Annotated in this window: 30 protein-coding genes; 17 read left to right on the top strand and 13 right to left on the bottom strand. The window is 68.5% G+C overall.

Going from position 1 to position 24,257, the window contains the following annotated elements; translation table 11 throughout:
• Positions 1–49: 49 nt before the first annotated feature.
• The gene (locus AAFF32_RS01200) at positions 50–580 is read right to left on the bottom strand and encodes a hypothetical protein (RefSeq protein ID WP_342316212.1); all 531 of its coding nucleotides are present in this window, start codon (positions 578–580) and stop codon (positions 50–52) included.
• Positions 581–895: 315 nt separating this feature from the next.
• Here AAFF32_RS01200 and AAFF32_RS01195 point away from each other — a divergent pair, with 315 nt between their 5' ends.
• Positions 896–1,297, top strand: a complete 402-nt coding sequence (locus tag AAFF32_RS01195; protein ID WP_216965696.1) for an SRPBCC family protein — start codon at positions 896–898, stop codon at positions 1,295–1,297.
• A gap of 249 nt (positions 1,298–1,546) precedes the next feature.
• Here AAFF32_RS01195 and AAFF32_RS01190 read toward each other — a convergent pair whose 3' ends face one another.
• The gene (locus AAFF32_RS01190) at positions 1,547–2,035 is read right to left on the bottom strand and encodes a hypothetical protein (RefSeq protein WP_216965698.1); all 489 of its coding nucleotides are present in this window, start codon (positions 2,033–2,035) and stop codon (positions 1,547–1,549) included.
• A gap of 127 nt (positions 2,036–2,162) precedes the next feature.
• Positions 2,163–2,582, bottom strand: a complete 420-nt coding sequence (locus AAFF32_RS01185) for a GFA family protein (protein WP_216965700.1) — start codon at positions 2,580–2,582, stop codon at positions 2,163–2,165.
• Between the two features lie 137 nt (positions 2,583–2,719).
• Between AAFF32_RS01185 and AAFF32_RS01180 the strand changes: the two genes are divergently transcribed.
• The 5 genes from AAFF32_RS01180 (at position 2,720) to AAFF32_RS01160 (ending at position 6,872) form a co-directional block, all read left to right on the top strand.
• On the top strand, positions 2,720–3,328 hold the full coding sequence (locus AAFF32_RS01180) for a TetR/AcrR family transcriptional regulator (RefSeq protein ID WP_342316211.1): 609 nt from the start codon (positions 2,720–2,722) through the stop codon (positions 3,326–3,328).
• Complete coding sequence (locus tag AAFF32_RS01175; RefSeq protein WP_342316210.1) at positions 3,325–3,783, top strand: PaaI family thioesterase; 459 nt, start codon at positions 3,325–3,327, stop codon at positions 3,781–3,783. The genes AAFF32_RS01180 and AAFF32_RS01175 overlap by 4 nt, the downstream gene beginning before the upstream one ends.
• 49 nt (positions 3,784–3,832) lie before the next feature.
• Positions 3,833–5,023, top strand: a complete 1,191-nt coding sequence (locus tag AAFF32_RS01170; RefSeq protein WP_342316209.1) for an acetyl-CoA C-acyltransferase — start codon at positions 3,833–3,835, stop codon at positions 5,021–5,023.
• Positions 5,024–5,082: 59 nt separating this feature from the next.
• Positions 5,083–5,793, top strand: a complete 711-nt coding sequence (locus tag AAFF32_RS01165) for an SDR family oxidoreductase (protein ID WP_342316208.1) — start codon at positions 5,083–5,085, stop codon at positions 5,791–5,793.
• Positions 5,794–5,885: 92 nt separating this feature from the next.
• Positions 5,886–6,872 (top strand): NAD(P)-dependent oxidoreductase, encoded by a 987-nt coding sequence (locus AAFF32_RS01160; RefSeq protein WP_342316207.1) that lies wholly within the window; start codon positions 5,886–5,888, stop codon positions 6,870–6,872.
• 118 nt (positions 6,873–6,990) lie between these two features.
• Here AAFF32_RS01160 and AAFF32_RS01155 read toward each other — a convergent pair whose 3' ends face one another.
• Both AAFF32_RS01155 and AAFF32_RS01150 read right to left on the bottom strand, forming a co-directional pair.
• Positions 6,991–7,605: a hypothetical protein gene (locus tag AAFF32_RS01155; RefSeq protein WP_342316206.1), complete on the bottom strand. Its 615-nt coding sequence runs from the start codon at positions 7,603–7,605 to the stop codon at positions 6,991–6,993.
• A gap of 231 nt (positions 7,606–7,836) precedes the next feature.
• Entirely contained in the window at positions 7,837–8,187 is a 351-nt protein-coding gene (locus tag AAFF32_RS01150; protein WP_342316205.1) for an RcnB family protein, read from the bottom strand.
• 359 nt (positions 8,188–8,546) lie between these two features.
• Here AAFF32_RS01150 and AAFF32_RS01145 point away from each other — a divergent pair, with 359 nt between their 5' ends.
• The 4 genes from AAFF32_RS01145 (at position 8,547) to AAFF32_RS01130 (ending at position 11,564) form a co-directional block, all read left to right on the top strand.
• Complete coding sequence (locus AAFF32_RS01145; protein ID WP_342316204.1) at positions 8,547–9,854, top strand: amidohydrolase family protein; 1,308 nt, start codon at positions 8,547–8,549, stop codon at positions 9,852–9,854.
• Positions 9,855–9,981: 127 nt separating this feature from the next.
• Complete coding sequence (locus tag AAFF32_RS01140; protein WP_216965718.1) at positions 9,982–10,206, top strand: hypothetical protein; 225 nt, start codon at positions 9,982–9,984, stop codon at positions 10,204–10,206.
• 87 nt (positions 10,207–10,293) lie between these two features.
• Complete coding sequence (locus AAFF32_RS01135; protein WP_342316202.1) at positions 10,294–11,178, top strand: helix-turn-helix domain-containing GNAT family N-acetyltransferase; 885 nt, start codon at positions 10,294–10,296, stop codon at positions 11,176–11,178.
• A gap of 53 nt (positions 11,179–11,231) precedes the next feature.
• Positions 11,232–11,564, top strand: a complete 333-nt coding sequence (locus AAFF32_RS01130) for an FAD-dependent monooxygenase (RefSeq protein ID WP_216965722.1) — start codon at positions 11,232–11,234, stop codon at positions 11,562–11,564.
• An 18-nt stretch (positions 11,565–11,582) separates the two neighbouring features.
• Here the strand turns inward: AAFF32_RS01130 and AAFF32_RS01125 are convergent, their stop codons facing one another.
• Positions 11,583–11,957, bottom strand: a complete 375-nt coding sequence (locus AAFF32_RS01125) for a YciI family protein (RefSeq protein ID WP_342316201.1) — start codon at positions 11,955–11,957, stop codon at positions 11,583–11,585.
• A gap of 183 nt (positions 11,958–12,140) precedes the next feature.
• On the opposite strand from AAFF32_RS01125, the gene AAFF32_RS01120 reads away from it, so the two are divergent.
• The 3 genes from AAFF32_RS01120 to AAFF32_RS01110 all read left to right on the top strand — a co-directional run bounded on the left by AAFF32_RS01120 (position 12,141) and on the right by AAFF32_RS01110 (position 14,196).
• Positions 12,141–12,407 carry a DUF2798 domain-containing protein gene (locus tag AAFF32_RS01120; protein WP_342316200.1) on the top strand — a complete coding sequence of 89 codons (267 nt, stop codon included), beginning with the start codon at positions 12,141–12,143 and terminating at the stop codon, positions 12,405–12,407.
• A 65-nt stretch (positions 12,408–12,472) separates the two neighbouring features.
• Positions 12,473–13,438, top strand: a complete 966-nt coding sequence (locus AAFF32_RS01115; protein ID WP_342317193.1) for an ABC transporter ATP-binding protein — start codon at positions 12,473–12,475, stop codon at positions 13,436–13,438.
• Positions 13,435–14,196: an ABC transporter permease gene (locus tag AAFF32_RS01110; protein ID WP_216965727.1), complete on the top strand. Its 762-nt coding sequence runs from the start codon at positions 13,435–13,437 to the stop codon at positions 14,194–14,196. The genes AAFF32_RS01115 and AAFF32_RS01110 overlap by 4 nt, the downstream gene beginning before the upstream one ends.
• A gap of 3 nt (positions 14,197–14,199) precedes the next feature.
• On the opposite strand, the gene AAFF32_RS01105 is transcribed toward AAFF32_RS01110, so the two are convergent.
• Positions 14,200–14,760, bottom strand: a complete 561-nt coding sequence (locus AAFF32_RS01105; protein WP_342316199.1) for a DUF3016 domain-containing protein — start codon at positions 14,758–14,760, stop codon at positions 14,200–14,202.
• A 332-nt stretch (positions 14,761–15,092) separates the two neighbouring features.
• On the opposite strand from AAFF32_RS01105, the gene AAFF32_RS01100 reads away from it, so the two are divergent.
• Positions 15,093–15,812, top strand: a complete 720-nt coding sequence (locus AAFF32_RS01100; protein ID WP_216965731.1) for a M23 family metallopeptidase — start codon at positions 15,093–15,095, stop codon at positions 15,810–15,812.
• A gap of 31 nt (positions 15,813–15,843) precedes the next feature.
• On the opposite strand, the gene AAFF32_RS01095 is transcribed toward AAFF32_RS01100, so the two are convergent.
• A complete protein-coding gene (locus AAFF32_RS01095) occupies positions 15,844–16,095 on the bottom strand; it encodes a DUF3297 family protein (RefSeq protein ID WP_216965733.1) in 252 nt (83 codons plus the stop codon).
• 96 nt (positions 16,096–16,191) lie between these two features.
• On the bottom strand, positions 16,192–16,476 hold the full coding sequence (locus AAFF32_RS01090) for a DUF4031 domain-containing protein (protein WP_216965735.1): 285 nt from the start codon (positions 16,474–16,476) through the stop codon (positions 16,192–16,194).
• A gap of 235 nt (positions 16,477–16,711) precedes the next feature.
• Between AAFF32_RS01090 and AAFF32_RS01085 the strand changes: the two genes are divergently transcribed.
• Positions 16,712–16,921 carry a cold-shock protein gene (locus tag AAFF32_RS01085; RefSeq protein WP_216965737.1) on the top strand — a complete coding sequence of 70 codons (210 nt, stop codon included), beginning with the start codon at positions 16,712–16,714 and terminating at the stop codon, positions 16,919–16,921.
• 105 nt (positions 16,922–17,026) lie between these two features.
• On the opposite strand, the gene AAFF32_RS01080 is transcribed toward AAFF32_RS01085, so the two are convergent.
• The 4 genes from AAFF32_RS01080 to AAFF32_RS01065 form a co-directional block, all read right to left on the bottom strand.
• Positions 17,027–18,694, bottom strand: a complete 1,668-nt coding sequence (locus AAFF32_RS01080) for a PQQ-binding-like beta-propeller repeat protein (protein ID WP_342316198.1) — start codon at positions 18,692–18,694, stop codon at positions 17,027–17,029.
• 137 nt (positions 18,695–18,831) lie between these two features.
• Positions 18,832–19,242, bottom strand: coding sequence for a DUF3037 domain-containing protein (locus AAFF32_RS01075; protein ID WP_342316197.1), 411 nt, complete (start codon positions 19,240–19,242; stop codon positions 18,832–18,834).
• On the bottom strand, positions 19,229–19,996 hold the full coding sequence (locus tag AAFF32_RS01070) for a HipA family kinase (protein WP_342317191.1): 768 nt from the start codon (positions 19,994–19,996) through the stop codon (positions 19,229–19,231). The genes AAFF32_RS01075 and AAFF32_RS01070 overlap by 14 nt, the downstream gene beginning before the upstream one ends.
• A gap of 82 nt (positions 19,997–20,078) precedes the next feature.
• Positions 20,079–21,353 (bottom strand): MFS transporter, encoded by a 1,275-nt coding sequence (locus AAFF32_RS01065; RefSeq protein ID WP_342316195.1) that lies wholly within the window; start codon positions 21,351–21,353, stop codon positions 20,079–20,081.
• 310 nt (positions 21,354–21,663) lie between these two features.
• Here AAFF32_RS01065 and AAFF32_RS01060 point away from each other — a divergent pair, with 310 nt between their 5' ends.
• Complete coding sequence (locus tag AAFF32_RS01060; RefSeq protein WP_342316194.1) at positions 21,664–22,098, top strand: PepSY domain-containing protein; 435 nt, start codon at positions 21,664–21,666, stop codon at positions 22,096–22,098.
• Positions 22,099–22,445: 347 nt separating this feature from the next.
• Positions 22,446–24,116 (top strand): M28 family metallopeptidase, encoded by a 1,671-nt coding sequence (locus tag AAFF32_RS01055; RefSeq protein WP_342316192.1) that lies wholly within the window; start codon positions 22,446–22,448, stop codon positions 24,114–24,116.
• The last annotated feature ends 141 nt before the right edge of the window (positions 24,117–24,257 follow it).

Genomic DNA, 24,257 nt, shown 5'->3' with positions numbered 1-24,257 from the left:
AGAAGGCGGCGCGAAGCGCCGGAAGAGGGGACGCGCGCGGCGCGCTGCCCTACAACGCACCCGTCCGAACGTGGAACCCCAGTGCCCCAGCCACCATGCGCAGCGCCTCGTCGTCGCGCTGGCGGGTGATGAAGCCGGCCTGTGCACTTTCGCCGGTCTCGTAGGTCCACAGCGTGTAGTGGTGCTCGCGCAGGCGGTCGAAGGCGACGTTCACCAGCGCCGGCACTTCGGCATGAGCGAGGAATTCATCCTCGTCGGTGTCCTCGCCCCAGTCGATGCGCAGTCCCAGCCGCGAGGCGAGCTCGTCGAGCACCTCGACCAGACCCGCCGGATCGGTGTCGTCGATGTAGAAACCCGAGCGCCAGTCGATCACGTCGCGCAGCACGGCGACCGGGTCGGCGCCGTCGGCCAGGGCTTCCCGGCAGGCGTTGAACTGCTCCATCGCGGCCTCGTCGTCGCCGGGGTTGATGAGCAGCAGGAACTGCCAGGCGACCGCTTCCATCGCGGCCTCGTCGTCGATGTCGGCTTCGTTGTGGAAGGCGCGGGCGAAGTTGTCGTCGGGGTCGTATTCGGAATGCATGGCCGCGGCGCCGGGCGTGGGGCGCACAGGATACGGCGCGGCAAGTGCAGGCACCGAGGCGACGCTGCGTGAGGCGGCAAAAAAGAAGGGCTGCGGCAAACGCCGGCAGCCCTGAAAGGAGTGGACGCCTGGGGGAAGGGGAGGCGTCCGGCCGACTCGCACGGCCGCGGCCAGAGTCGCCGCGGGCGCACATCGGAACCATCGGACGATTCCGAAACCGACGCGGCCTTTCGTCGGAAGGCGCAGGGCGGGCGTGGCGGTCGCGCGGCGGCGGCGTCAGGCTGTGCGCACCGTCCGATCGTCGGGAGCCTGCGCATGGCCTCGATTCAACGCGACATCGACGTGGAAGTCCCGCTGCCCACTGCGTGGGATGCGCTGCGCGACGTCGGCCGTATTCACGAACGGCTGGTGCCCGGCTTCGTCGCCGATTGCCGAATGGAAGGCCGCGTGCGCGTGGTGACCTTCGGCGACGGCACGGTGGTGCGCGAGCCGATCCTCGACATCGACGAAGCGCGACACCGCGTCGCCTGGGCGGCGGTCGGTTCGTTCGAGCACTACAACGCGTCGGTGCAGGCGTTCGAACGCGACGGCGGCGGGACGCGCCTGCGCTGGATCGCCGACCTGCTGCCTGACGAAGCCGCGCCGAAGGTGGCCGGCATGATCGAAGAGGGGCTGCGCACGATGAAGCGAACGCTGGAGGCGGCGACGCGCGCTTGATGAGCGAGGTGGTGAACCTGATGCGCTGCGGGCCTGGGTCCCGGCCCTTCGACAAGCTCAGGACAGGCCTTCGCCGGGATGACGGGTTTGAGGGGGCGGTTCGGAGCCCCTCTCCCGCACGCGGGAGACGGGTTGGGGTGAGGGCGGCGGAGTACCGAAGCTCGCACTCGCGGCTCGCCCAGCATCACCTCGGAAATAAAAAGCAGGCCCGACCGCATCGACACCGACGCGGCCGGACCCAACCGGAGGTCACGGCAGCGCGGTGCCCTGGTCGGCGATCGCGAGCCAGCGGCGCCCGTCGTGGCTGTACGTCACGCCCGTCAGCGCGCGCTGGCGGAAGCCGATGCGCGGGATCTCGTACACGGTCTCGTACAGGATGAAGGCGGAGTTGCAGCCGTCGACGACGCGGTAGAGCTCGGTCCAGCTCCACTGCGCTTCGCGGTTGGCGAAGTGGCCGGCCAGCGCGGTCATGATCGCGTCGATGCCGGTGAACTTCGCACCGCTGCCGAACACGGTGATGGCGCGGTCGTCGTGCACGGCGCGGAAGGTGTCGGCGTCGTAGTCGCGGAAGGATTCCATGTCCATGCGCTGGGCCAGTTCGAACTGGCGCGCGCAACCGCGGGCGCCGTGGTCGCCGCCGTGACCGCCGGCGAACGCGGGGGAGAACGCCGCCAGCGACAGCAGGGAAACGGCCGCGAGCACGCCGCGGCGCAGGATCGACGGGGAGTGCATCGTCATCGTCATGTCCTCGAGTGGGGAAGGCAGGGCGACGTTAGGCGTGCAAGCGGTCCCTTTCGAGAGCCAATGAAACGCGTATCCGTGGGGCCAATCTGCCCGGTGCAGGCACCCATCGGCGATGACGCCGTCAGGCGGGTTCGGGCGCCATCGGCGGGAACTCGCGGTGGCGCGGCAGGCCGTCGGCGATGCCGAGCCAGGGCAGGCGCTCGGCCTCCCAGTAGTGGAACTGCGGGGGCAGCCGCGCCGGTTCGTCGAGGCTGCCCAGGGTGAGGTCGATCAGGCCGGGCAGGTAGTCGGCGGTGAAGCTGAGCGAGGTGCCGCATCGGGCGCAGAAGCCGCGGCGCGCGTCGGGGGAGGACGCGTACTCGGCGGGGCGATCGTGCATGAACTCGACGAGATCGGCGTCGAACATCGCCCAACCCACCGCCGGAGCGCCGGTCGCGCGGCGGCACATCGTGCAGTGGCACAGCGCCACCATCGTCGGTTCGCCCTGCACGCGGTAGCGCACCGCGCCGCATTGGCAGCCGCCTTCGTAGGCGATGGACATGGGCGTGCTCCTGTCGGGGATGAGAGAACACAGCGTCGCAGCGGCGCGTTGATCGCAGTTGCTGAATGCGCGGCTCTGGCACTGGCACGGGCGGGTCGCCTGAGTAATATGACGTTCGTCATATAAGCCACTCCGCCATGCGCTACGACGCCGACCACAAGCACCAGACCCGCCAGCGCGTCCTGCGCGCCGCCGCGCGTGCGATCCGTGCCGACGGCCCGCACCGCATCGGCGTGGCCGGGGTGATGCGCGATGCCGGGCTCACGCACGGCGGCTTCTACGCGCACTTCGCGTCGAAGGACGAACTGGTCGCCGCGGCGATCGCGCAGATGTTCGACGACGCACTGGCGTACTGGGCGCGTTGCCGCGAAGGCCGCGACGACGCGCATGCGCTCGCCGCCTACTTCGGCCTGTACCTGTCGATGGCCCATCGCGACGCGCCCGGCAAGGGTTGCCCGATCGCCGCGCTCGCCAGCGATCTGCCGCGTCTGGACGCGCCATCGCGTGCGGCGTTCGCCGCAGGCGTGGAACGACTGGCGGACGCCATCGCGCAGCCGCTGGCGAGATTGGGCCAAGGCGATGCGCATGCACTCGCGAGTTCGGTGCTGGCCGAACTGGTCGGCGCGATCACGCTGGCGCGTTGTGAGGTCGAACCCGCCCGCGCCGAGGCCCACCTGCACGCCACGCGCCAGCAGTTGGGGCGACGCCTCTCTCTCGACATTCCCCCGCTGGAGAAAACCGCATGAGCCTGGTCGATGACGTTGCCGCCGGACAGGACGGCCTGTCGCAACTGCGCGCGCTGATCGCCTCCGGACGCAAGCCCGGCATCCTGAAGTCGCTCGACTTCGATTTCATCGAGGTCGAGCCCGGCTTGGCCGTGTTCGCCGGAACCCCCGGCGACCACGCCTACAACCCCATCGGCATGGTCCACGGCGGCTATGCGGCGACGCTGCTGGATTCGGCCTGCGGCTGCGCCGTGCATTCGCGCCTGAGCGCGCAGCAGGCGTACACCACGCTGGAATTGAAGATCGCCTACCACAAGGCGATCACGCGCGAGACCGGCCCGCTGCGCGCCGAAGGCCGCGTGACGTCCATCGGCCGCCGCGCCGCGTTCGCCGAGGCGCGTCTGATCGACGGCGAAGGCCGCCTGCACGCCTCGGCCACCTCGACGCTGCTGGTCTTCGATCGCCCCGTCGCCTGAGTTCGCTTCCCCCACCGCATCGCCCCGCGATGCCCGCACGAGTTCCGCCATGACCTCCCACGATCCCGTCGTCATCGTTTCCGCCGCCCGCACGCCGCTGGGCCGCTTCCTCGGCGCGTTGTCGCCTGTGACCGCGCCGCAGCTCGGCGCGCACGCCATACGCGCCGCGCTGGAACGCGCCCACCTCGCGCCCGAACGCGTGAGCGAAGTGCTGATGGGCTGCGTGCTGCCCGCCGGCCAGGGCCAGGCGCCGGCGCGGCAGGCCATGCGCGCGGCCGGCCTGCCGGACGACGTCGGCGCAACCACCGTCAACAAGGTCTGCGGTTCGGGCATGAAGGGGACGATGCTGGGCCACGACCTGTTGCTCGCCGGCTCGGCGGATTTCGTCGTGGCCGGCGGCATGGAGTCGATGTCGAACGCGCCGTACCTGCTGGCGAAGGCGCGCGGCGGTTACCGCGTCGGCCACGACCGCATCTTCGACCACATGATGCTCGACGGCCTGGAAGACGCATACGAACCCGGCCGTGCGATGGGCGAGTTCGGCGAGGCCGCCGCGCAGCGTTACGGCTTCGACCGCGCCGCGCAGGACGACTACGCGATGGAAACGCTGCGCCGCGCGCGCGAGGCGATCACGACGGGCGCGTTCGCCGACGAGATCGTGCCAGTCACTGTCCCGGCGAAGGGCGGCGATGTCGTCGTCGACACCGACGAGCACCCGCTGAAGGTGTCGCCGGAGAAGATCCCGACGTTGAAGCCCGCATTCGCCGCCGACGGCACCATCACCGCCGCGAGCGCCTCGGCGAACGCCGACGGTGCCGCCGCGCTGGTGCTGACGCGACGCTCCGTCGCGCAGCGCGAAGGGCTGCCGATCCTGGCCGAGATCCGCGCCCACGCCACCCACAGCCAGGCGCCCGCCTGGTACACGACCGCGCCGATCCCGGCCATCGAAAAGCTGCTCGAACGCACCGGCTGGGCGGTCGGGGACGTGGACCTGTTCGAGATCAACGAGGCCTTCGCGGTCGTCGCGATGGCGGCGGCGCAGGAGCTGGGCATCCCGCGCGATCGCCTGAACGTGAATGGCGGCGCATGTGCGCTCGGACATCCTATCGGCGCCACCGGCGCACGCCTCATCGTCACGCTGTTGCACGCCCTGCGCCGGCGCGGGCTGCGGCGCGGCGTGGCCGCGCTGTGCATCGGCGGCGGCGAGGCGACGGCGATCGCGCTGGAAATCACCGGCTGAAAATCGCCGTCGCGCAGATCCCGAACATCCGGTCTTTCCTTCCCGAAACGAGGTGACGCATGGACATCCGCAACGCCGTGGTCCTGGTGACCGGAGCCAACCGCGGGCTCGGCCGCGCGCTGGTCGAAGCCTTCCAGAAAGCGGGCGCGAAGAAGGTCTACGCCGCCGCGCGTGATCCGGCGTCGGTGAACGTGCCCGGCGCGGTGCCGATCGCGATGGACGTGGCCTCGCCCGACAGCATCAGCGTCGCCGCGCGGCAGTGCTGCGACGTGAACGTGCTGGTCAACAACGCCGGCATCGCCAAGAGCGGACAGCTGTTCTCCGACGAAGGCGAGGCGAAGCTGCGCGAGGAAATGGAAGTGAACCTGTTCGGCCCCTGGCGCGTGGCGCGCGCGTTCGCGCCGACGTTGCAGGTGAACGGCGGCGGCACGGTGGTCAACGTGCTGTCGGTGCTCAGCTGGCTGAGCATGCCGGGCAGCGCGACCTACTGCGTGTCCAAATCCGCCGCGTGGTCGCTCACCAACGGTTTGCGCAACGACCTGGCGCCGCAGGGCACGAAGGTCACCGCCGTGCACGTGGGCCTGATGGACACCGACATGACCGCCGGCATGGACGCGCCCAAGTCCTCGCCGCGCGACGTGGCCGAGCAGATCGTGCGCGCGGTGGCGGAAGACGCGCCGGAAGTCCTCGCCGACGAAACCAGCCGCCAGGTGAAGGCCTCGTTGGCGTCGAACCGGGCGGCATACCTTGGGCCCGCGTCGGCGGCATGACCGTTCCGTGCGAAGGCTTCGCGCGGCGGTGAAGCGGGAAGGACACAAAACGCCGGCATAATCGAAGTCCCCACGTCATCGGAACCGCCTCCATGACCCTCCTCGTGACCGGCAGTGCCGGCCATCTGGGCGAAGGCTTGATGCGCCAGCTGCGCGCCACCGGCCGCGACGCGGTCGGCATCGACCTCAAGCCGTCCGCGTTCACCGACCACGTCGGCTCCATCACCGACCGCGAGTTCGTGCGTCGCCACATGAAGGGCGTGCGCGCGGTGATCCACGCGGCCACGCTGCACAAGCCGCACGTGGCCACGCATCCGCACCAGGATTTCATCGACACCAACATCAGCGGCACGCTGGTGTTGCTGGAAGAAGCCGTCGCGGCGGGCGTGGACGCGTTCGTGTTCACCAGCACGACCAGCACCTTCGGCGCCGCGCTCACGCCCGCGCCGGGCGAGCCGGCGGCGTGGATCGACGAGGACGTCTCGCCGATCCCGAAGAACATCTACGGCGTGACCAAGCTGTCGGCCGAGCAGCTGTGCGAGCTGTTCTACCGCAAGCGACGCCTGCCGGTGCTGGTGCTGCGCACATCGCGCTTCTTCCCCGAGCCCGACGACAGCATCGACGTGCGCAACGGATTCTCCACGCTCAATGCGCAGGCGAACGAACTGCTGTACCGGCGCGTGGACATCGCCGACGCGGTGGACGCGCACCTGCTGGCGGTCGAGCGGGCGAAGGCGATCGGCTTCGGGCGCTACATCATTTCGGCGACGACGCCGTTCACCCGCGAGGATCTGCCGGACCTGCGCTGCGACGCACCGGCGGTGCTGGCGCGGCGTTTCCCCGAGGCCGGGGCGCTGTACGCCTCGCACGGTTGGCGCATGTTCCCGCAGCTGGACCGCGTGTACGTCAATGCGCGTGCGCGCGAGCAACTGGGCTGGCGCCCGCGTTACGACTTCGCGTTCGTGCTCGATGCGCTGCGTCGCGGCGAGGACTTCCGCAGCCCGCTGGCCGAGGCCGTGGGCAGCAAGGGCTACCACGACGTGGTGTTCGAGGAAGGGCCGTATCCGGTGGCGTCGTAGGGACCGAGCGTTCTGCCTCGGAGCTGCTGCCGTCAGCGCGGTGTCACCGTTCGTCCTTCGACTTCGGCGCTGCGCGCCTACGTTCAGGACGAACGGGTCGCAGGGGGAATCCGCTTCGTCACTTCCCCTTCGGCCGCACCGACACCGCCGCCGCCTCGGTGAAGGCGATGCGCAGCATGTCGCCGACCTTGAGCTCCGGCAGTCGCGCGCGGTGTTCCGGCCTCTGCACGTCGAGCGTGACCACGTTGCCGCGCGGGCCTTCCACCGTGATGGTGTTGTTGGCCAGGTCGATCGCGCGGATCGGCGCCAGCACCGTCACCACTTCCGCAGTGCCCAGGCGCGGTCGCTCGCCGGTCTTGGCGACGTCCTTGCCCTGCTTGATGAAGGCGCCCGGTTCGGCGCTGCCGGCGGGCTGGATGTCGACGGTGACCGCGCGCAGGTAGTCCAGCGCCACGATGTCGCCCACGCGGACCTGCTCGAAGTTGCGCACCGTGTCGTCGGCATGCACTTCCACTTCGTTGCCATCGGGGCCGCGCACGGTGATGAGGCGGTTCGGAGTGTCGATATCGGTGACCTGGCCTTCCACGCTCAACGTCACCGCTGCGATCGCGGTGGGGCTGGGCGCGCGGGCGGCGGTCTCGGCCGGCGGGTTGCTGCTGCAACCGGCGGCGAGGGCGAGGGCCAGGACGGCGGCCAGCGGAACGGGGCGAAGCGGGAGCGGGGAATTCTTCACTGCATCCTCCGTGCGTTGCGAGTGAATGCGCACCGCGCGGGGGGCGCGATGGTGGGCCATGCGGCTCAGGCCGCGCGGGCTCGATTCAGTCTGTGCACGGAAAAGTGAAGGCAGCGTGTGGCCGCGCGCCCGCGACGGCGCGGCGGCGCCGTGCCAGCGGCTCATCTTCGCGGGCGTGGAAACAGCGAAGGCCCCTTCCGGGGCCTTCGTCGTGTCGCGGCGGGTGCGCGATCAGTGGTGCAGCAGCACGTCGGCGATGATGCCGGTGGCCACGGCGATCAGCACGTAGCGGCCGTCGTCGCTGCGCACCCAGCGGTGGCCGCGGGGCGGTTCGCGCAGCTCGTAGCGCGGGTAGTCGTCCACGTAGACGCGGCGTTCGACGTAGACCACGCCACGGCGGTAGTCGTGCTTGTAGTGGCCGCGCTTGCGGCCGCGGTCGTGGTGGTCGTCGTGATCGTGGCGATCATGGCGGTCGTGGTGGTCGTGGCGATCCCGGTCGTGATGGTGCTTGTCATGGGCGGACGCGGCCACCGGTGAGAGCAGCAGGAAGCCGATCGCGAGGGTCGACAGCAGGTGCTTCATGGAATCCCCTGTTTGCATGCGAGTGAGTCGTTGTTGTTCTGGACTGCGATGCGATCCTGACTGGGCTGCATGCAGTGGCAAGTGGGGACGACGCGGAACCATGACGCAGTTCGCTGTTCTGCACCGAAATGCTTCACGCGGCCTTTAGGTAAGCGCTTACAACGCCCCCGACGGACCCGCATGCCGCGCGAGAAAAAGAAACCGGGGCGGCGCGAAGGGCCCAGTCCGCGCGCCGCCCCGGGGATCTCCCTGACGAGGAGAGCGCGCAGTCTGGCCGCCGGCCGTCGCAGCAGGCGAGACGACCGGCGGCGGCCCTCCTACACTCGGCCGAACGTGCATCCACCAAGGGGAAGGGAATGATGAAGCGTCGCGCCGCCGCGGCCCTGACGGGCCTGACCGTTGCTCTCTCGCTGGCTTCCGCCGCTCCGGCGCAGGCCCCGGCGGCCGCGGGACCGGTCGTGCTGAAGGCGGCGCACCTGTTCGACGGGCGCAGCGGGCGGCTGGTCTCGCCGGGCGTGGTGGTGGTGCAGGGCACGCGAATCGCCGCCGTGGGCGAGGCCGCCGTGCCGGCCGGTGCCAAGGTCATCGACCTGGGCGATGCCACGCTGATGCCCGGTTTCATCGACGCCCATACCCACATCGCCTCCAACCACGACGACAACTGGGCGCAGGGCTTCTACGAGAACATGCTGCGCTTTCCCGCCGAGCAGTCCTTCCACGCCGCGCACAACGCGAAGCTGACGCTGGAGGCCGGCTTCACCACCGTGCGCGAAGTCGGCGCGCCGGACTTCGTCGACATCGCCCTGCGCAACGCGATCCGCGACGGCCTCACCGAAGGCCCGCGCATGCTGGTCGCCGGCCATGCGATCGGCTCCACCGGCGGGCATTGCGACATCGCGCCGTTCCCGCCCGAGCGCGTGGCGCCGCTGGGCCCGCGCGACGGCGTGTGCAACGGCGCCGAACAATGCCGCCTCGCCACCCGCGAACAAATGAAGTACGGCGCGGACGTGATCAAGATCTGCGCTTCCGGCGGCGTGCTGTCGGAGGCCGATCCGGTGGACGTGCCGCAGCTCACGCCGGACGAACTGCGCGCGATCGTGACCGAGGCCCACGCCTGGGGCCGCAAGGTCGCCGCGCACAGCCACGGCGATCTGGCCGCGAAGCTGGCGGTGGAGGCGGGCGTGGACTCGATCGAACACGGCAGCTTCCTCACCGAACCCACGCTGCAGCTGATGAAGCGCAAGGGCACGTACCTGGTGCCCACGCGCATGACCCAGGTCTGGGTGGTGGAGAAGGCCGACACCTACCCGCCGCAGATCGGCGCCAAAGCGCGCGCGGCCGGCGCCGCGCACCAGGTGATGTTCAAGGAAGCGCTGCGCGTGGGCGTGCCGATTGCGCTGGGCACGGACGCCGCGGTGTATCCGCACGGCCTCAACGCGCAGGAGTTCGGCGACATGGTCGAGCTGGGCATGACGCCGGTTGCGGCGCTGCTCACCAGCAGCCAGGGCTCGGCGAAGCTGCTGGGGATCGACGGGGAGACCGGCACGCTGGAAGCGGGCAAGTTCGCCGACGTCGTCGCCGTGCCCGGCAACGTGCTGGAGAACATCCGCGCCACGGAAAAGCCGCTGCTGGTGATGAAGCAGGGCACGACGGTGCGCGCGCCGTAACGGCGGCGTCGTCCGTCGGCACGCCTTCACCTGGTCAGTTTTCGAGAAGCGGCCGCCGTGCGCGGCCCCTAGCATGGCCCCCGAACCCGAGCAGTGCCGTCCCGTCACGCCGTTCAAGGAGGCTCCAATGAACTGGAACAAGTGGATTCGCCAGATCCATCGCTGGCTCTCGATCGCCTTCACGTTGTTCGTGATCGCCAACTTCGTGGTGATGGGGCGCGGCGACATCGCCCTGTACGTGGGCTTCGCCACGCTGCTGCCGCTGGCGCTGTTGCTGCTGACGGGGCTGTACCTGTTCGCGCTGCCGTACCTTGCGCGCGGGCGTCGCGGGGCGCAGCAGGAAGGCGCCTAGCAAACACAGTCGTTCCCTTCTCCCCTTGCGGGAGAAGGGGGGCGCGGGCGCCTTGCATCGATCCAATTACCTGACTAAAGTCAGGTAATGGACGAGCGCCAGATCCAGCAGGTCCGCAGCTTCAACCGGTCGGTGACGCGCCGGATCGGCGTGCTGTCGGACGACTACCTGGGCCGCGGCCGGCCGCTGGCCGAGTCGCGGCTGCTGTTCGAGATCGGTCGCGACGGCGCCGACGTGCGCGACCTGCGCGCGCGGCTGGCGCTCGACTCGGGCTACGTCAGCCGGCTGCTGCGCTCGCTGGAGGCGCAGGGCCTGGCGAAATCGCAGCCCGCGCCCGGTGACGCGCGCGTACGCCGCGTCACGCTCACTGCCAAGGGCCGTCGCGAAGTCGAGGCGCTGGACCGTCGTTCGCAGGATTTCGCCACCTCGCTGCTGGCGTCGCTGGGCGAAAGGCAGCGCGAACGACTGACCACGGCGATGGCCGAGGTCGAGCGGCTGATGCGTGCCGCTTCGGTGGTGGTCGAGCCGGTCGACCCTGCCAGCGACGACGCGCAAGCGTGCATCGACGCCTATCTGCGCGAACTGGCCGAACGCTTCGAATCCGGCTTCGATCCCGCGCGCGGGCCGTCCGCCGATCCGGACGAACTCGTGCCGCCCTCGGGCGTGCTGCTGCTCGCGCGCCTGGACGGTGAAGCGCTGGGTTGCGGCGCGCTGAAGGTGATCGGCGAGGGCGTCGGCGAGATCAAGCGCATGTGGGTCGCGCCGAACGCGCGCGGCCTGGGCATCGCCCAGCGCCTGCTGGACGCGCTGGAAGCCCAGGCCCGCGCGATGGCCCTGCACACGCTGCGGCTGGACACCAACCGCACGCTGCTGGAAGCGCGCGCGCTGTATGCGCGCAACGGCTATCTCGAAATTCCCGCGTACAACGACAACCCGTACGCGGACCACTGGTTCGAGAAGCGGCTGGGCTGAGGCGCCCGCTCGCCTGCCCCGCTAGGATGGGGGCCGGGCACACGGAGCGCGCGATGGTCACTCCCGGGGAGAAGTGGACGCTGCGACGGGCGCAATGGCGCCGTTACCGCGTGGGGCGGGTGCTGATGTACGCCGGCCTCGGGCTCTACCTGCCGGTCATGATCGCCTTCAATCTCGTCTTCAAGGCGCTCGGATGGGCCGACGACGCGATGTTGTGGATCGCGGTGCCGTGGATGGCGGCCTGCGTGGTCAACGGCCTCTGGTTCACCTGGTTCGTCTGCCCCGAATGCGGCAAGCGGTTCTTCACCCGGGGCGGCAACTGGATCGGACCGTCGAACGCGTGGGGCAGCAAATGCTGCCATTGCGGCGCGCGCCCGCCGGCCTGACGCGCGACCCGACCCGCGTCAGGCTCCCACGCGCTCGCGCACCGCTTCCAGGTCGCGCACCGGCCGCACTTCGATCGAGCCCGTGCGCGTCCACGGAAAACTGTGGGCGATGCGCACGGCTTCCTCGATGTTGGGCGCTTCGATCAGGTTGAAACCGGCGAAGACTTCCTTCGCTTCGGCGAACGGGCCGTCCAGGACGTGCGTGCTGCCGTTGCGCGTGCGCACCGAGCGCGCGGTCGCGGGCAGTTCCAGTTGCTGCGAATCCAGCAGGATGCCGGCCGCGCGCAGTTCATCGGCCTTGTGCAGGCAGCCCTTCATGAGGCGGTCGAACTCGCCTTCGGGAAGCGCGTCGAGCAGGACGGGATCGGTGTAGACCATCAGCAGGAATTTCATGGCGCTCCAGCAGTGGGGTCGTCGGAGCGCGCATTGTGGCCCATGCCGGCGACCGCACCGTGTACCGAAAGGCACCCTTCGCCCATTCGCCCGCTGACGGGACGGTTCTTCCCCTCGTGGCGGGCTTATCGCGCGCGGCGCGCCTGCCTACGCTGTCGATCCCCCGACCGCACGGAACGCCCCATGCTCACGCCCCGACTGGCCCGGTTCGCCTTCGTCCCGCTCGTGGTCACGCTGATGTCGGGCGTGATGAGTTTCGCCATGACCACCTTGCACCACGGCCTCGCCCCGGGGCTCGTGACGGCATGGCTGCGCGGATGGCCCGTGGCCTTCGCCGTCGCGCTGCCCGCGGCCTGGGTGATCCTGCCCGGCGTGCGCACGCTGCTGGCGCGCTTCACCCGCGCCTGCACCGAAGCCGCACCGAAACAACGCCTGGGACGGATGGGATGAGCGGCGTGCAGGGCGTGCCGCTCCGGTACGATGCCGCCGATACATCGCAGGAAAAGGAACGCGGCATGGCGCGCGACGCCGACACGCAGATCCACGATCCCGTCATCGACGTGCGGGGTCTCACCAAGACGTATTCGACCGGGTTCCAAGCGCTCAAGGGCATCGACCTGCAGATCCGTCGCGGCGAGATATTCGCGCTGCTCGGTCCCAACGGCGCCGGCAAGACCACGCTGATCAGCATCGTGTGCGGCATCGTCAACGCCAGTTCCGGCACCGTCACCGCCGACGGCCACGACATCGTGCGCGACTACCGCGCCGCGCGCAGCAAGATCGGGCTGGTGCCGCAGGAGCTGTCCACCGACGCGTTCGAGAGCGTGTGGGCGACGGTGAAGTTCAGCCGCGGTCTGTTCGGCAAGGCCCCGGATCCGGCCTATCTGGAAAAGGTGCTGCGCGACCTGTCGCTGTGGGACAAGAAGGACAGCAAGATCATGGCGCTGTCCGGCGGCATGAAGCGCCGCGTGCTGATCGCCAAGGCGCTGGCGCACGAGCCGTCCATCCTGTTCCTGGACGAACCCACCGCCGGCGTCGACGTCGAACTTCGCCACGACATGTGGGAAATGGTCCGCCGGCTGCGCGAGAACGGCACCACCATCATCCTCACCACGCACTACATCGAGGAAGCCGAGGACATGGCCGACCGCATCGGCGTGATCAACCACGGCGAACTGGTGCTGGTGGAGGACAAGCGCACGCTGATGCGCAAGCTCGGCAAGAAGCAGCTCACGCTGACGCTGCAGGCGCCGCTGGAACGCATTCCCGAGGACATGGCCGATTACGCGCTGGAGCTGACCGAGGACGGCCATTCGCTGGTCTTCACCTTCGATGTGCAGGCGCAGGAAACCGGCATCGCGCCGCTGCTGCGCCGCTTGCAGCAGCACGGCATCGACTTCAGGGACCTGCATTCCAGCGAGAGTTCGCTGGAGGACATCTTCGTCAGCCTGGTCCACCGGGGTCGGGAGGCGCGCGCATGAACCTGCACGCGATCCGCGCCATCTATCGCTTCGAGATGGCCCGCACCTTCCGCACGCTGATGGAGAGCATCGTCTCGCCGGTGCTGTCCACCTCGCTGTACTTCATCGTCTTCGGCGCGGCCATCGGCGGGCGCATGGGCGAGGTCGACGGCGTCAGCTACGGCGCCTTCATCATCCCGGGCCTGATCATGCTGTCGCTGCTGAGCGAGAGCATCTCCAACGCATCCTTCGGCATCTACATGCCCAAGTGGGCCGGCACGATCTACGAACTGCTGTCGGCGCCGGTGTCGGCGATGGAGATCGTCATCGGCTACGTCGGCGCGGCGGCCACCAAGTCGCTGATGCTGGGCACGCTGATCCTGCTGACCGCGCGCTTCTTCGTGCCGTACGAGATCCAGCATCCGTTCTGGATGCTGTGCTTCCTCGTGCTGACCGCGCTGACCTTCAGCCTGTTCGGCTTCATCATCGGCCTGTGGGCCGACAGCTTCCAGCGCCTGCAGTTGGTGCCGCTGATGATCATCACGCCGCTGACCTTCCTGGGCGGCGCGTTCTATTCGATCAGCATGCTGCCGCCGCTGTGGCAGAAGATCGCGCTGTTCAATCCGGTCGTGTATCTGATCAGCGGCTTCCGCTGGAGTTTCTTCGGCATCGCCGACGTCAACGTTGCCGTCAGTGCGACGGCGATCGTCGGCTTCCTGCTGCTGTGCTTGGGCGTGGTGTGGTGGATCTTCCGCACCGGCTGGAAGCTCAAGCAGTAACGCTCACGCGTCGGGCTTCGTCGCCGTGAGTTCGCGGCTGATCCAGCGGTCGATCAGCCGTTTTTCGAAGCGCAGCGGATCGCTGTTGAGCGAGGAGGAATCGCTCATCAGGAATCCCGAGTCGCTCAGCCGGCGCTCGCCCTGCGCGATCACGTTGCCGTCCGCATCGGTCAGGCGCACGTTGAGTGTCATGCGCGGCGGATAGATGTCGCGGATGATGCGCGTGTATTGCAGGTCCGGGCCGTGCCAGGGTTCGAAGGAGCCGGCGCGGCGGATGTCGAGGATGTCCACGTCCAGCCGCTGACCCGGCGGCAGTTGCCGCTGCGCGCGATCGCGCATGTATTCGGCCAGTTCCTGCACCCAGTTGCCGCGGGACGCTTCCCATCGGTTGGAGGTGTAGCGCAGCTCGGTGAACTTCGAGGGGTCTTCCCAGCGCACGTTGACCGGGCCGGCTTCGGGCAGGGCGCGGGGCGCGTTGGGGTCGGTGACGTTGCGCACGGCGGCGGTGGCGCTCGAGGCGGCCAGTGCGAGCGCGAGGGCGAGAACGACGAGGCGCGGGTTCATGGCGGCCTCCAGAGGGTGGGTGCCCCTGGATTCTCCCACCGCGACCCCGCCATGAGCGCTGCGCAACCGGGTGGCATACAGCCGCCGTTTGTCTGTTTTTGGCGAACCGGGGCTGAACCGCCCCCCGCCCTTCACTGCGCCTGAACTGGGCACACAGCGGCTCTGCGACTTTTTCGGACTGTTCCCATATCGACGCTCCGGCCGCTCCGGAGAATCCGCCCCGCACCCCCCAGGTGCACCCCGCCGGCCTGCAGCATCGCGCCGGCATTCGCCCAGGAGTCCACCCTCGCGTCCCCCGCTGATGGACGCACAGCCCCTCACGGAGCCGCCGCATGTCCCCCGTCGTTCGCAAGTCCAATGCCCCTTCCCGTCGATGCGCCTGGCGCTCCAGCCTGCAGATCGTCTGCGTGGCCGTCCTCGTGGCCTCGACGGTGAGTGTCGGCTCCGCCTGGGCCCGCTCGCATGCCGAGATCGCCGGGCTGTTCGCGACGCAGGGGTTGGGCCAGGGCGGGCCTTACATCCCCGCCGACGCGCCGAAGGCCCCTTTTGAGGTAACGGCAGGCCTGTCGTCGATGGACGCGCTTCGTCCCGATCCGACCGACGCCCTGGACCTCTCGGCCGCGCTGTGGACCTCCCCCAAGGTCGCGCACGACGACACGCTGCCGCAGCTCCTGCCCGTGACGCCGCTGCGCATCACCTCGGGATTCGGCCGCCGCCATGACCCGCTCGGGCGCGGCGACGCCTTCCACAGCGGCATCGACTTTGCCGGTCGCGTGGGCACGCCCGTGCACGCCTCCGGCGATGGTGTGGTCGTGCAGGCGCGCTACAGCAAGGACTACGGCAACGTGGTGATGATCGACCACGGCCATGGCGTGGTGACGTTGTACGCGCACAACAGCAAGCTCGAAGTGCGCACCGGCGATGTGGTGCTGGCGGGGGAGGAGATCGCCAAGATGGGCTCGACCGGTCGTTCGACCGGCCCGCACCTGCATTTCGAAGTGCGCCAGTACGGCCAGCGCGTCGACCCGGGCCGTTATCTGGCCGGGCTTTAAAGGAAGGGCCGCGGCGGCGCGGCCCGCGCCGTCACTCGGCGGCCGGCTCGTCGCGGTACCAGGCCTCGACCTTGCCCTTGGCCTTCATCGTCATCGGATTGCCACGGCGGTCCAGCGACTTGCCCACCGGCAGCCGGACCCAGCCCTCACTGATGCAGTACTCCTCGACGTTGGAACGCTCCACGCCGTTGAAGCGGATGCCGATGCCGCGCTCCAGCACCGTCTCGTCGTAGAACGGGCTGCGCGGGTCGTTGGAGAGGCGGTCGGGGGGCGTATCGGTCATGGCGTGCGTCCTGGAGCGGGTCTCGCGTGGCGGTCGGTCCGACGGCAGGCGCCGGCGGGCCGCACAGGATACGTGCGCGGGCCCGGTCCCGCAGCCTCAGGGCGCCTCGCCGCGCCCCTGGGCCTTGGCCACCCGGATCACCGCCCGCACCTGTTCCCGGTCCCGATGCCGCGAAATGGCGACCGCTCCGAGCTCGATTGCCCGCTCGCGCAGTTCCGAGGGGACGTCGTAATGGGCCCCGGAGGTCTTGTTCTGGAAGGCGCGACGGGGGATGTCCAGGCGCTCGGCCATGGCATGCAGCTCCGTCAGGGTGTCCGCCATCAGGTGGGCCCAGCGGCGGCCGCGCCAGAGGTGGACTGCGTCGTCTACATAGACCGTCATGACTGGCGCCAGGGGCGGGTGGGGAACCTGAACGGGGACTCTAACTGAATGCCCCGGGACGACCGGCATTTGCATTGCGGCTCAAACACGTCCAACATTCGCCGCGCTGCGTTAGTCAAGGGTCACCGTGACTGTGACCCGATGTTGATTCTGTTCGCATCGTTGCACCGTTTCTCCTTGCAACCAGCTCCATACCGCGAAAGCGGTCCATTACATCCGTTCAAGGAGAAAAAACATGTCGAACCGTGAATTCGGTACGGTCAAGTGGTTCAACGATGCCAAGGGCTTCGGCTTCATCAGCCGCGAGAACGGTGAGGACGTGTTCGTCCACTTCCGTTCGATCCAGGGCACGGGCTTCAAGAGCCTGCAGGAAGGTCAGAAGGTGTCCTTCACCGTCGTCCAGGGCCAGAAGGGCCTGCAGGCCGACGCGGTGCAGGCAGCCTAAGGCTTCCGCTCCAGTCGTTGTGAAAAAGCCCGGCTTCGGCCGGGCTTTTTCTTTTTGGCAGGCCCCATGGCCTGTCCATGGAGCCTTGGTGGAAGTTGCCGCGGATCAACGCGTGCGGAACGCCACGAGCTTGCCGTCGCTCAGGGTGGTCCCGGTGGTGACGAAGAGCATGCGCTGACCGGAAATCGCCACCATGCCTGGGGTCGCGCTTTGCCAGACAGGTCTGTGCGTGGCCAGGTCGATCGCGTAAAGCGCACGGTCGGTACTGACAAACAGCAGATTGTTGGTGACTACGATGTTGCGGTGAAATTTAGTGTCGGACGTTCCGGGCACCCACGACCACAGCACAACACCGGTTGCCTCGTCGATCGCGTCCAGCGACTTTGGATTGTCCGAAGCCGCGTACACCACGCCCTTGGCGATGGCCGGCTGGGTCTTGTACGACTTTATCGAGCTCCAGCGGGTCGTCTTCCGGCTAATCCCGTAGTCGACGAGCTGCCGGTTCGCGGAGGGTTCGGCGCTGGATGCCGCTCGACCGCTGAATGCCCCGCCCTTCCAAGCGATGACGCTGTCGGCCGACGCGATCATCGGCGCACCGTGGTAGTCGTACAAGCTGCTGCCGGTAGAAGCAAAGCCGATCCTCGCCACCGACTCGCCGCTCCCCGCGTCCAGCACAGCCAAGGCGTCGCCGTCGTGGATGTAGAGATATTTGTCGTCCACGGCAGGCGTGTTCATCCCGTAGGTGCCGCCGACTCCCTCCCACTGCTTGGTTCCGGAGGTGGCATCGAAGGCATACATGACTCCGCCGTAGGAGCCGGCGTTCACGTAGACACGCCCGTTCTTCACGGTGGGGGCAAGCAGGTTGGCCCACTGGGTGGAGAAGCTGCTCTGCGCGAGCGGTGTGCCGTCCTTCGCCTTGAAAGACCAGAGGAAGGTGCCGCCATGCCCGGTGGTCGTCACATAGACGTTGCCATTGGACGTCGCCGGCGGGTTCAGCGCGGGTGACCAGTTGTTGGTGAACTGCTGCTTCCAGCGGATTTCCCCCGTCGCCGTGTCCAGTGCATACAGCGATGGGCTGCCCGCGTACTCGTCCTCGGAAACGAAGACCAGCCCCTCCGAAGTGGCGACGGAGTTGATCCCGCCAATCACGCCGGGCGTGGGTCGCGTCCACTGCCATGCCTTCACGAACTTGCTCGGGTCCAGGGTGATCGGGACATAGCCGTCGTGCGCTGCATTGCCCTGCAGCGTTTCCCATTCCGGCGTCGGAATGACGGTGATCGAATACTCCACCGACTTCGATGCGTTGGTATAAGGCGTCAAGCACTGTGCGTCAGCGCATGCGCGAACCGTCAGGATGCCGGTATGCGTACCGACCGAGCGGCGGCCCGCGGCGGACGTGAGCGCAAAACTGTACGCGCCACCGGCTGGGGCCGGCTGCACGGCGGGCATGGCAAACATGCCGTGGTCGTCGGAGACCTGGAGGTAAACCAGCCCGCTTCCGAGGTTGGTCGCCGACCATTGACCATCGAGAACAGCGTCCACATCGTCGCCAGACACCGCTTTCAGGCGGATGGCAGGGGTCGTGAGAGTGAGTTGGACTTCCGCTGCGGGCGCTGGCTGAGGCGGCGTGGAGGGAGGTGTGGCTGGAGGCGTGGCTGGAGGTGTGGAGGGAGAAGTGGGTGAAGGCTGTGCCGCGCCTTTCTTTCCGCCGCCGCCGCAGGCAGTGACAGCCAGCGACACCAGGATCACTCCACAAAGTTGGGTCAAACGCATGATGGCTTCCTTGTTCTGATGGCCGATCCGTGAGCGCATGGGGCTGCGTCGGCGCTGTGCCGAACAAGGATCGTGGGGTACCCCGGCGTGCAAGGTACTGGCGGGCAGGGAAGCTCTGCGCCGCGACAATTTCGCTATCAGGCGCGCCGAACGCGCACCATCCGCTCCATCAGATGTTCCAGTGACACCCCCGGTTGCATGCAACGTCCCAGGTGCACCGGCGAGGTCTGGATGATCGAGCTGCGCTTGGCCGTGAGCCAGTGGAAGCGCGCGCGCTGCGGGAGCAGGCCGATGGGGCCGCCGTCGGGGCCGCCGCGGCAGATCGCTTCCATCGCCGCGAGATGGCGGCGCACCGTGTCCAGGTCGATGTCGGGGTCGAGCGCGCGCAGTCGCGCTTCGTCGATCTCGATGCGCGCCTCCAGGAACTTCGTCGCCGGGCACGACAGCAGGATGCCGACGTTGACGAACTCCTCGCGCTCCACGCGCGGTACGACGCGGATCACGGCGTAGTCGTAGGTGTCGCGGCGCGGCGACTCAGGCACGTGCATGGATCGCCTCCTCGACGAAGCGCGCGCGTTGCGCGAGCCGCTGCATGAAATGTTCGACGTACGCAGCGCGGTGTTGCGCCGGGTCCTGCGGCGTATCGGTTCCGCTGAGCCACGCCTCGGGCACGAGGGCGAGGATGGCTTCGAAGTCTTGGCGCGCGAGCTTGCCCGCCAGTCGCGCGTCGGCACCGGCGATGTCGTCGGCCTGCGCCAGCAGCACGTGCTCGCGGATCATCGGAAACGCGCTGCCCGCATGCGCCGGCGTGCCGTCCCAGCCGTGGTGGAAATACAGCGCGGCGCCGTGATCGATCAGCCACGGATTGCGGTGCCAGACCAGCAGGTTCGGATTGCGGAAGCTGCGGTCGACGTTGCTGACGAAGGCGTCGAACCAGACGATCTCCGAGGCGAGTGCGCCGGGTACGCGCTCGGCGACGGGATCGAAGTTGATCGCGCCGGGGAGGTAATCCAGTGCGAGGTTTAGGCCGTCGCTGGCGCGGATCAGCTCCTGGATCTCCGGATCGGGTTCGGTGCGCGCGAGTTCGGCGTCGAGCTCGACGAAGACCAGCTCCGGCATCGGCAGGCCGAGCGCGCGTGCGATCTCGCCCGCGACCAGTTCGGCGACCAGCGCCTTCGCGCCCTGGCCCGCGCCGCGGAACTTCAGGACATACAGGCCGTCGTCATCGCCCTCGATGACGGCGGGCAACGAGCCGCCTTCGCGCAGCGGCGTGACATAGCGGGCAGCGGTGATGGTGCGCAGGGGCATGGATCGGGGCACGGGGAAAACCGCGACAGGTTAACCGCACGGGCCGTCCTGCGGCCGTTGCGTCGAAAAACGCCGCTTACCACGTGTCCTCGAGCATGCGCGGCTTGCTCGCCAGCCAGCCGCCGTAGAGCAGCGCCAGCAGGCACAGCGCCAGGAACGCGAACGGCCCGGCCCAGCCCCGCGTGCTTGCATGCAGCCAGCCGAACAGCAGCGGACCCAGGCAGCTCAGGCTGTAGCCCACGCCCTGCACGAAGCCCGACAGCCGCGAGGAGCCGCCCGGCGTGCGCGTGCGCAGGTTGATCAGCGTGAGCGAGAGCGGGAAGGTGCTCGGCCCCAGGCCGAGCAGCGCCACCCATAGCAGCGGCGCCGCCATCGGCGCGAGCAGCAGGCCGGCGAACGCGGCCAGATAGCTCACGCCGCACGCCACCACGATCGGGAACGGATTGGCGATGCGCACCGCCAACGCCGGCAAGACCAGGGCGCTGAGCAGGCCCATCGTGGAGAACAGCGCGACCATCGTGCCGCCCAGCGCGGGACTGCCGCCGGCTTCCACCAGCAGGCGCGGCAACCAGGTGAACATCGAATACGTCGTCAGCGAGGTCATGCCGAACATCAGCGTCAGGCCCCAGGCCACGGGCGAACGCCAGACGCGGCCGTCGACCTGCTTTGCGCCGTCCAGTTCCGGTGCTTCGTCGCCGGGCGCCACCGCGCGGTCATGCGCATTGGCCAGTACTTGTGCCTGGCGCGAATGGCCGTAGCGCTCCATCCACAACACGCCGATCCAGGGCAGCGCGGCCGCCGCGGCGATAAGCGACCACGCGCCCAGCGAAACGCGCCAGCCCGCCGCCTGCGCGAGCGGCACGGCCAGCAGCGCCGGCAGGATCGTGCCCAGCTGCAGCACCGTGATGTAGAGCGTGCTGACGGTGCCGACGCGATCGGCGAAGTAGCGCTTCACCAACGGCGGCAGCACCACGTTGCCCATGCCCATGCCCGACAGTGCGAGCGCCGAGGTGACCAGCAGCATCGCGGTGTCGCCGACGAATGCACGCACGAACAGGCCGAGCGCCGCCAGCACCATCGACAGCAGCGCGGTGCGCTCCAGGCCGAGGCGGTGCGCGATCGCCGGCGTCACCACGCCGAACAGCGCGAACGCTGCGGTCGGCACCATGCCGAGTACGCCGGTCATCGTCGAACCGAAGCCGAAGTTCTCGCCCAACCGGTCGAGCAACGGCGTGAGCGAGGTCACCGCCGTGCGCAGGTTGAATGCCGACATCGCGATACCCGCCAGTACCAGCGCACGGTCGCGCCACAGCGGGCGGGCGAGCGGGGCGGCGAGGGAGTCGGCATTCATGCGGGAAATCCTGTGCGTCCCGCGGAAGCGGGGACGCGTTTGCGAGTGTGGCGCATCGCGCGCCGAAGGAGGCGAGGCTCGATTCGAGCGTCTTTGCATGCAGTTTGCGCGAGCAGGCGCGCGCGGGCCACCCGTCGCGGGGCAACACTGGGTTCCATCGCGTCGCACCTCGGCACGCCACGCCGCAGCGACGCACCTTCATCCCTTCATCATTTTGCTGACGCCTGGCCCGCGCATGGCGCGCAGATTCACCGAAGGTTCGCGACGGCCGCACAAGACTCCATCCCCTGTCACGCAAGGAGGAAAACGGATGAAGAAGACCATCGTGCTGACCGCGCTGCTGTCGCTGGCCACGGGCGCGGCGTTCGCGCAGAGCGCCGCTCCGAAGGAACCGCTGACCGAACAGCAGGTGCGCGCACGCCTGACCGAGCAGGGCTACACGAAGATCAACGACGTGAAGTTCGAGGACGGCGTGTGGAAGGCCGACGCGCACAGCGCGCAAGGCGCAAGCGTGGATGTACGCCTGGATGCGAAGACCGGTCAGGTCTATCCGGGCAAGCAGGTCGCCAATCTGAGCGAGGCCGATGTCCGCGCGCGTCTGTCGGCTGCCGGCTACACCAATGTGCACGACGTCGATTACGACAACGGCATCTGGAACGCCGAAGCCGACGATCCCGCGGGCAAGGACGTCGAACTGAAGCTCGACCCGGCGACGGGCAAGGTCATCGGCAAGGAAAAGGACTGACGTCCCTCCGGTTGAGAGCTCCCTCCCCTGCTTGCAGGGGTGAGGAGAGATGTTTGCGCGACATGGCGCGCATTCCGACGAACGCCTTCGGGCTATGCCCGAAGGCCGCGGGGTTGGGGAGGGGTAACGCGCGCAGCGCGCAGGCTGCCCTCACTCCTCTCCCGCGGGCGGGAGAGGAGCTCAAGGGAGAGGGGCTCAAGGGAGAGGCTCTCCGGACAGGGGCCAGGCAAGCCGCGCGACGCACCCCGCGCACCGCCACATCCCGCACAGCCCCCCTGCCCAACGTTGGCTGGCAACCGCGCACCTTCGTCCTTACCATCGGCCGGCACTCCGACCAGGTCCCACCCATGAAATTACCGGCCGTATCGCTGCTCGCGCTGTCCCTCGCCGTCGCCCTGAATCCCGCCGTCGCCGGTAAACCGGCCGGCCCGGAGATCGACCCCAACCGCCTCTCGCAGGACGTGAAGGTGCTGTCCTCCGACGAGTTCGAAGGCCGTGGCCCCGCCACCGCCGGCGAGACCAAGACCGTCGACTACGTCGTCGCGCAGATGAAAGCCGCGGGCCTGCAGCCCGGCGGTGACCTCAAGGACGGCAAGCGCGAATGGACCCAGGCCGTGCCGCTGGCGCGCTCGGAGATCCAGGGCACGCCGGCGTTGTCGATCAACGTGAAGGGCAAGTCGCAGGCGCTCACGCAGGGCGAGCAGATCGCCGTGCGCGCCGCGCAGGACGGCTCCAAGAAGGTCGACATCCGCAATGCACCGCTCGTCTTCGCTGGTTACGGCGTGAACGCGCCGGAGCGCGGCTGGGACGACTTCAAGGGCGTGGACCTGAAGGGCAAGATCGCCGTCGTCCTGATCAACGATCCGGACTTCGACGGCGGCGAAGGCGATTTCGGCGGCAAGGCCATGACCTACTACGGTCGCTGGACCTACAAGTACGAAGAGGCCGCGCGCCAGGGCGCGCTGGGCCTGCTGATCGTGCACGAGACCGACCCGGCCTCGTACGGTTGGGCCACGGTCAAGAACTCCAACACCAACACCATGTTCGACGTCGTGCGCGATCAGCCGGCGTCGGTGCATCCGATGCTGGAAGGCTGGATCCAGCGCGATTTCGCCGCGGACCTGTTCAAGCAGGCGGGGCTGGACTTCGACGCGCTCAAGGCGAAGGCGAAGACCAAGGCGTTCAAGCCGGTGGAGCTCAAAGGCGCGACGCTGAGCGCGAAGTACGACGTGAACCGCGAGATCATCACCTCGCACAACATCGTCGGCCGCATCGAAGGCGCGAAGCGTCCGGATGAAACCGTCGTCTATTCCGCGCACTGGGACCACCTGGGCGTCGGCCAGCCCGATGCCACGGGCGACCGCATCTACAACGGCGCCGTCGACAACGCCACCGGCACGGCGGCGCTGATCGAGATCGGCCGTGCGTTCGCCAAGGGCCCCAAGCCCGACCGCTCCGTCGTCTTCCTCGCCGTGACGGCGGAAGAGAAGGGCCTGCTGGGCTCGGAGTACTACGCGTCCAAGCCGCTGTACCCGCTGGGCAAGACGGTGGCGGTGATCAACATGGATGCGCTGGACCCGCACGGCCCGGCACGCAACTTCACCACCTCCGGCAGCGCCAAGCAGGACCTGCTCAACGAGTTGGTCGACAAGGCCAAGAAGCTGGCGAACCTGGACTACGTGACCGATCCGAAGCCGGAAGCCGGCCACTTCTTCCGCTCCGATCACTTCCCCTTCGCCAAGCGCGGCGTGCCGGCGATCTCGTTCGGCTCGGGTAACGACCTGGTCGACGGCGGCCTGGAAGCGGGCAAGAAGATGGAAGACGCCTACGTCGCCGACCGCTACCACCAGCCCGCCGACCAATGGGAAGCCGACTGGACCTTCCTCGGCATGGCGCGCGATCTGACGCTGCTTTACAGCCTGGGCCGCGACCTCGCCGATTCCGATCGCTGGCCCAACTGGGATGCCTCGTCGGAATTCCGCGCGGCGCGTGACAAGACGGCGGCGGATCGGAAGTAACGTTTTTTCGCGCCCAACTGCAGGAAATCAAGACGGGTGGAACGCAGGTTCCACCCGTTTATTTTGGGCGATGCGGCCCCTTCACCGTTCGCCCTGAGCGTAGCGAAGCGAAGTCGAAGGGCGAGCGGGTCCGCAGGCTTC

The organism is Lysobacter sp. FW306-1B-D06B, from assembly GCF_038446665.1.
Taxonomy (GTDB): domain Bacteria; phylum Pseudomonadota; class Gammaproteobacteria; order Xanthomonadales; family Xanthomonadaceae; genus Lysobacter_J.
This window is presented reverse-complemented; position numbering and strand designations above follow the sequence as displayed.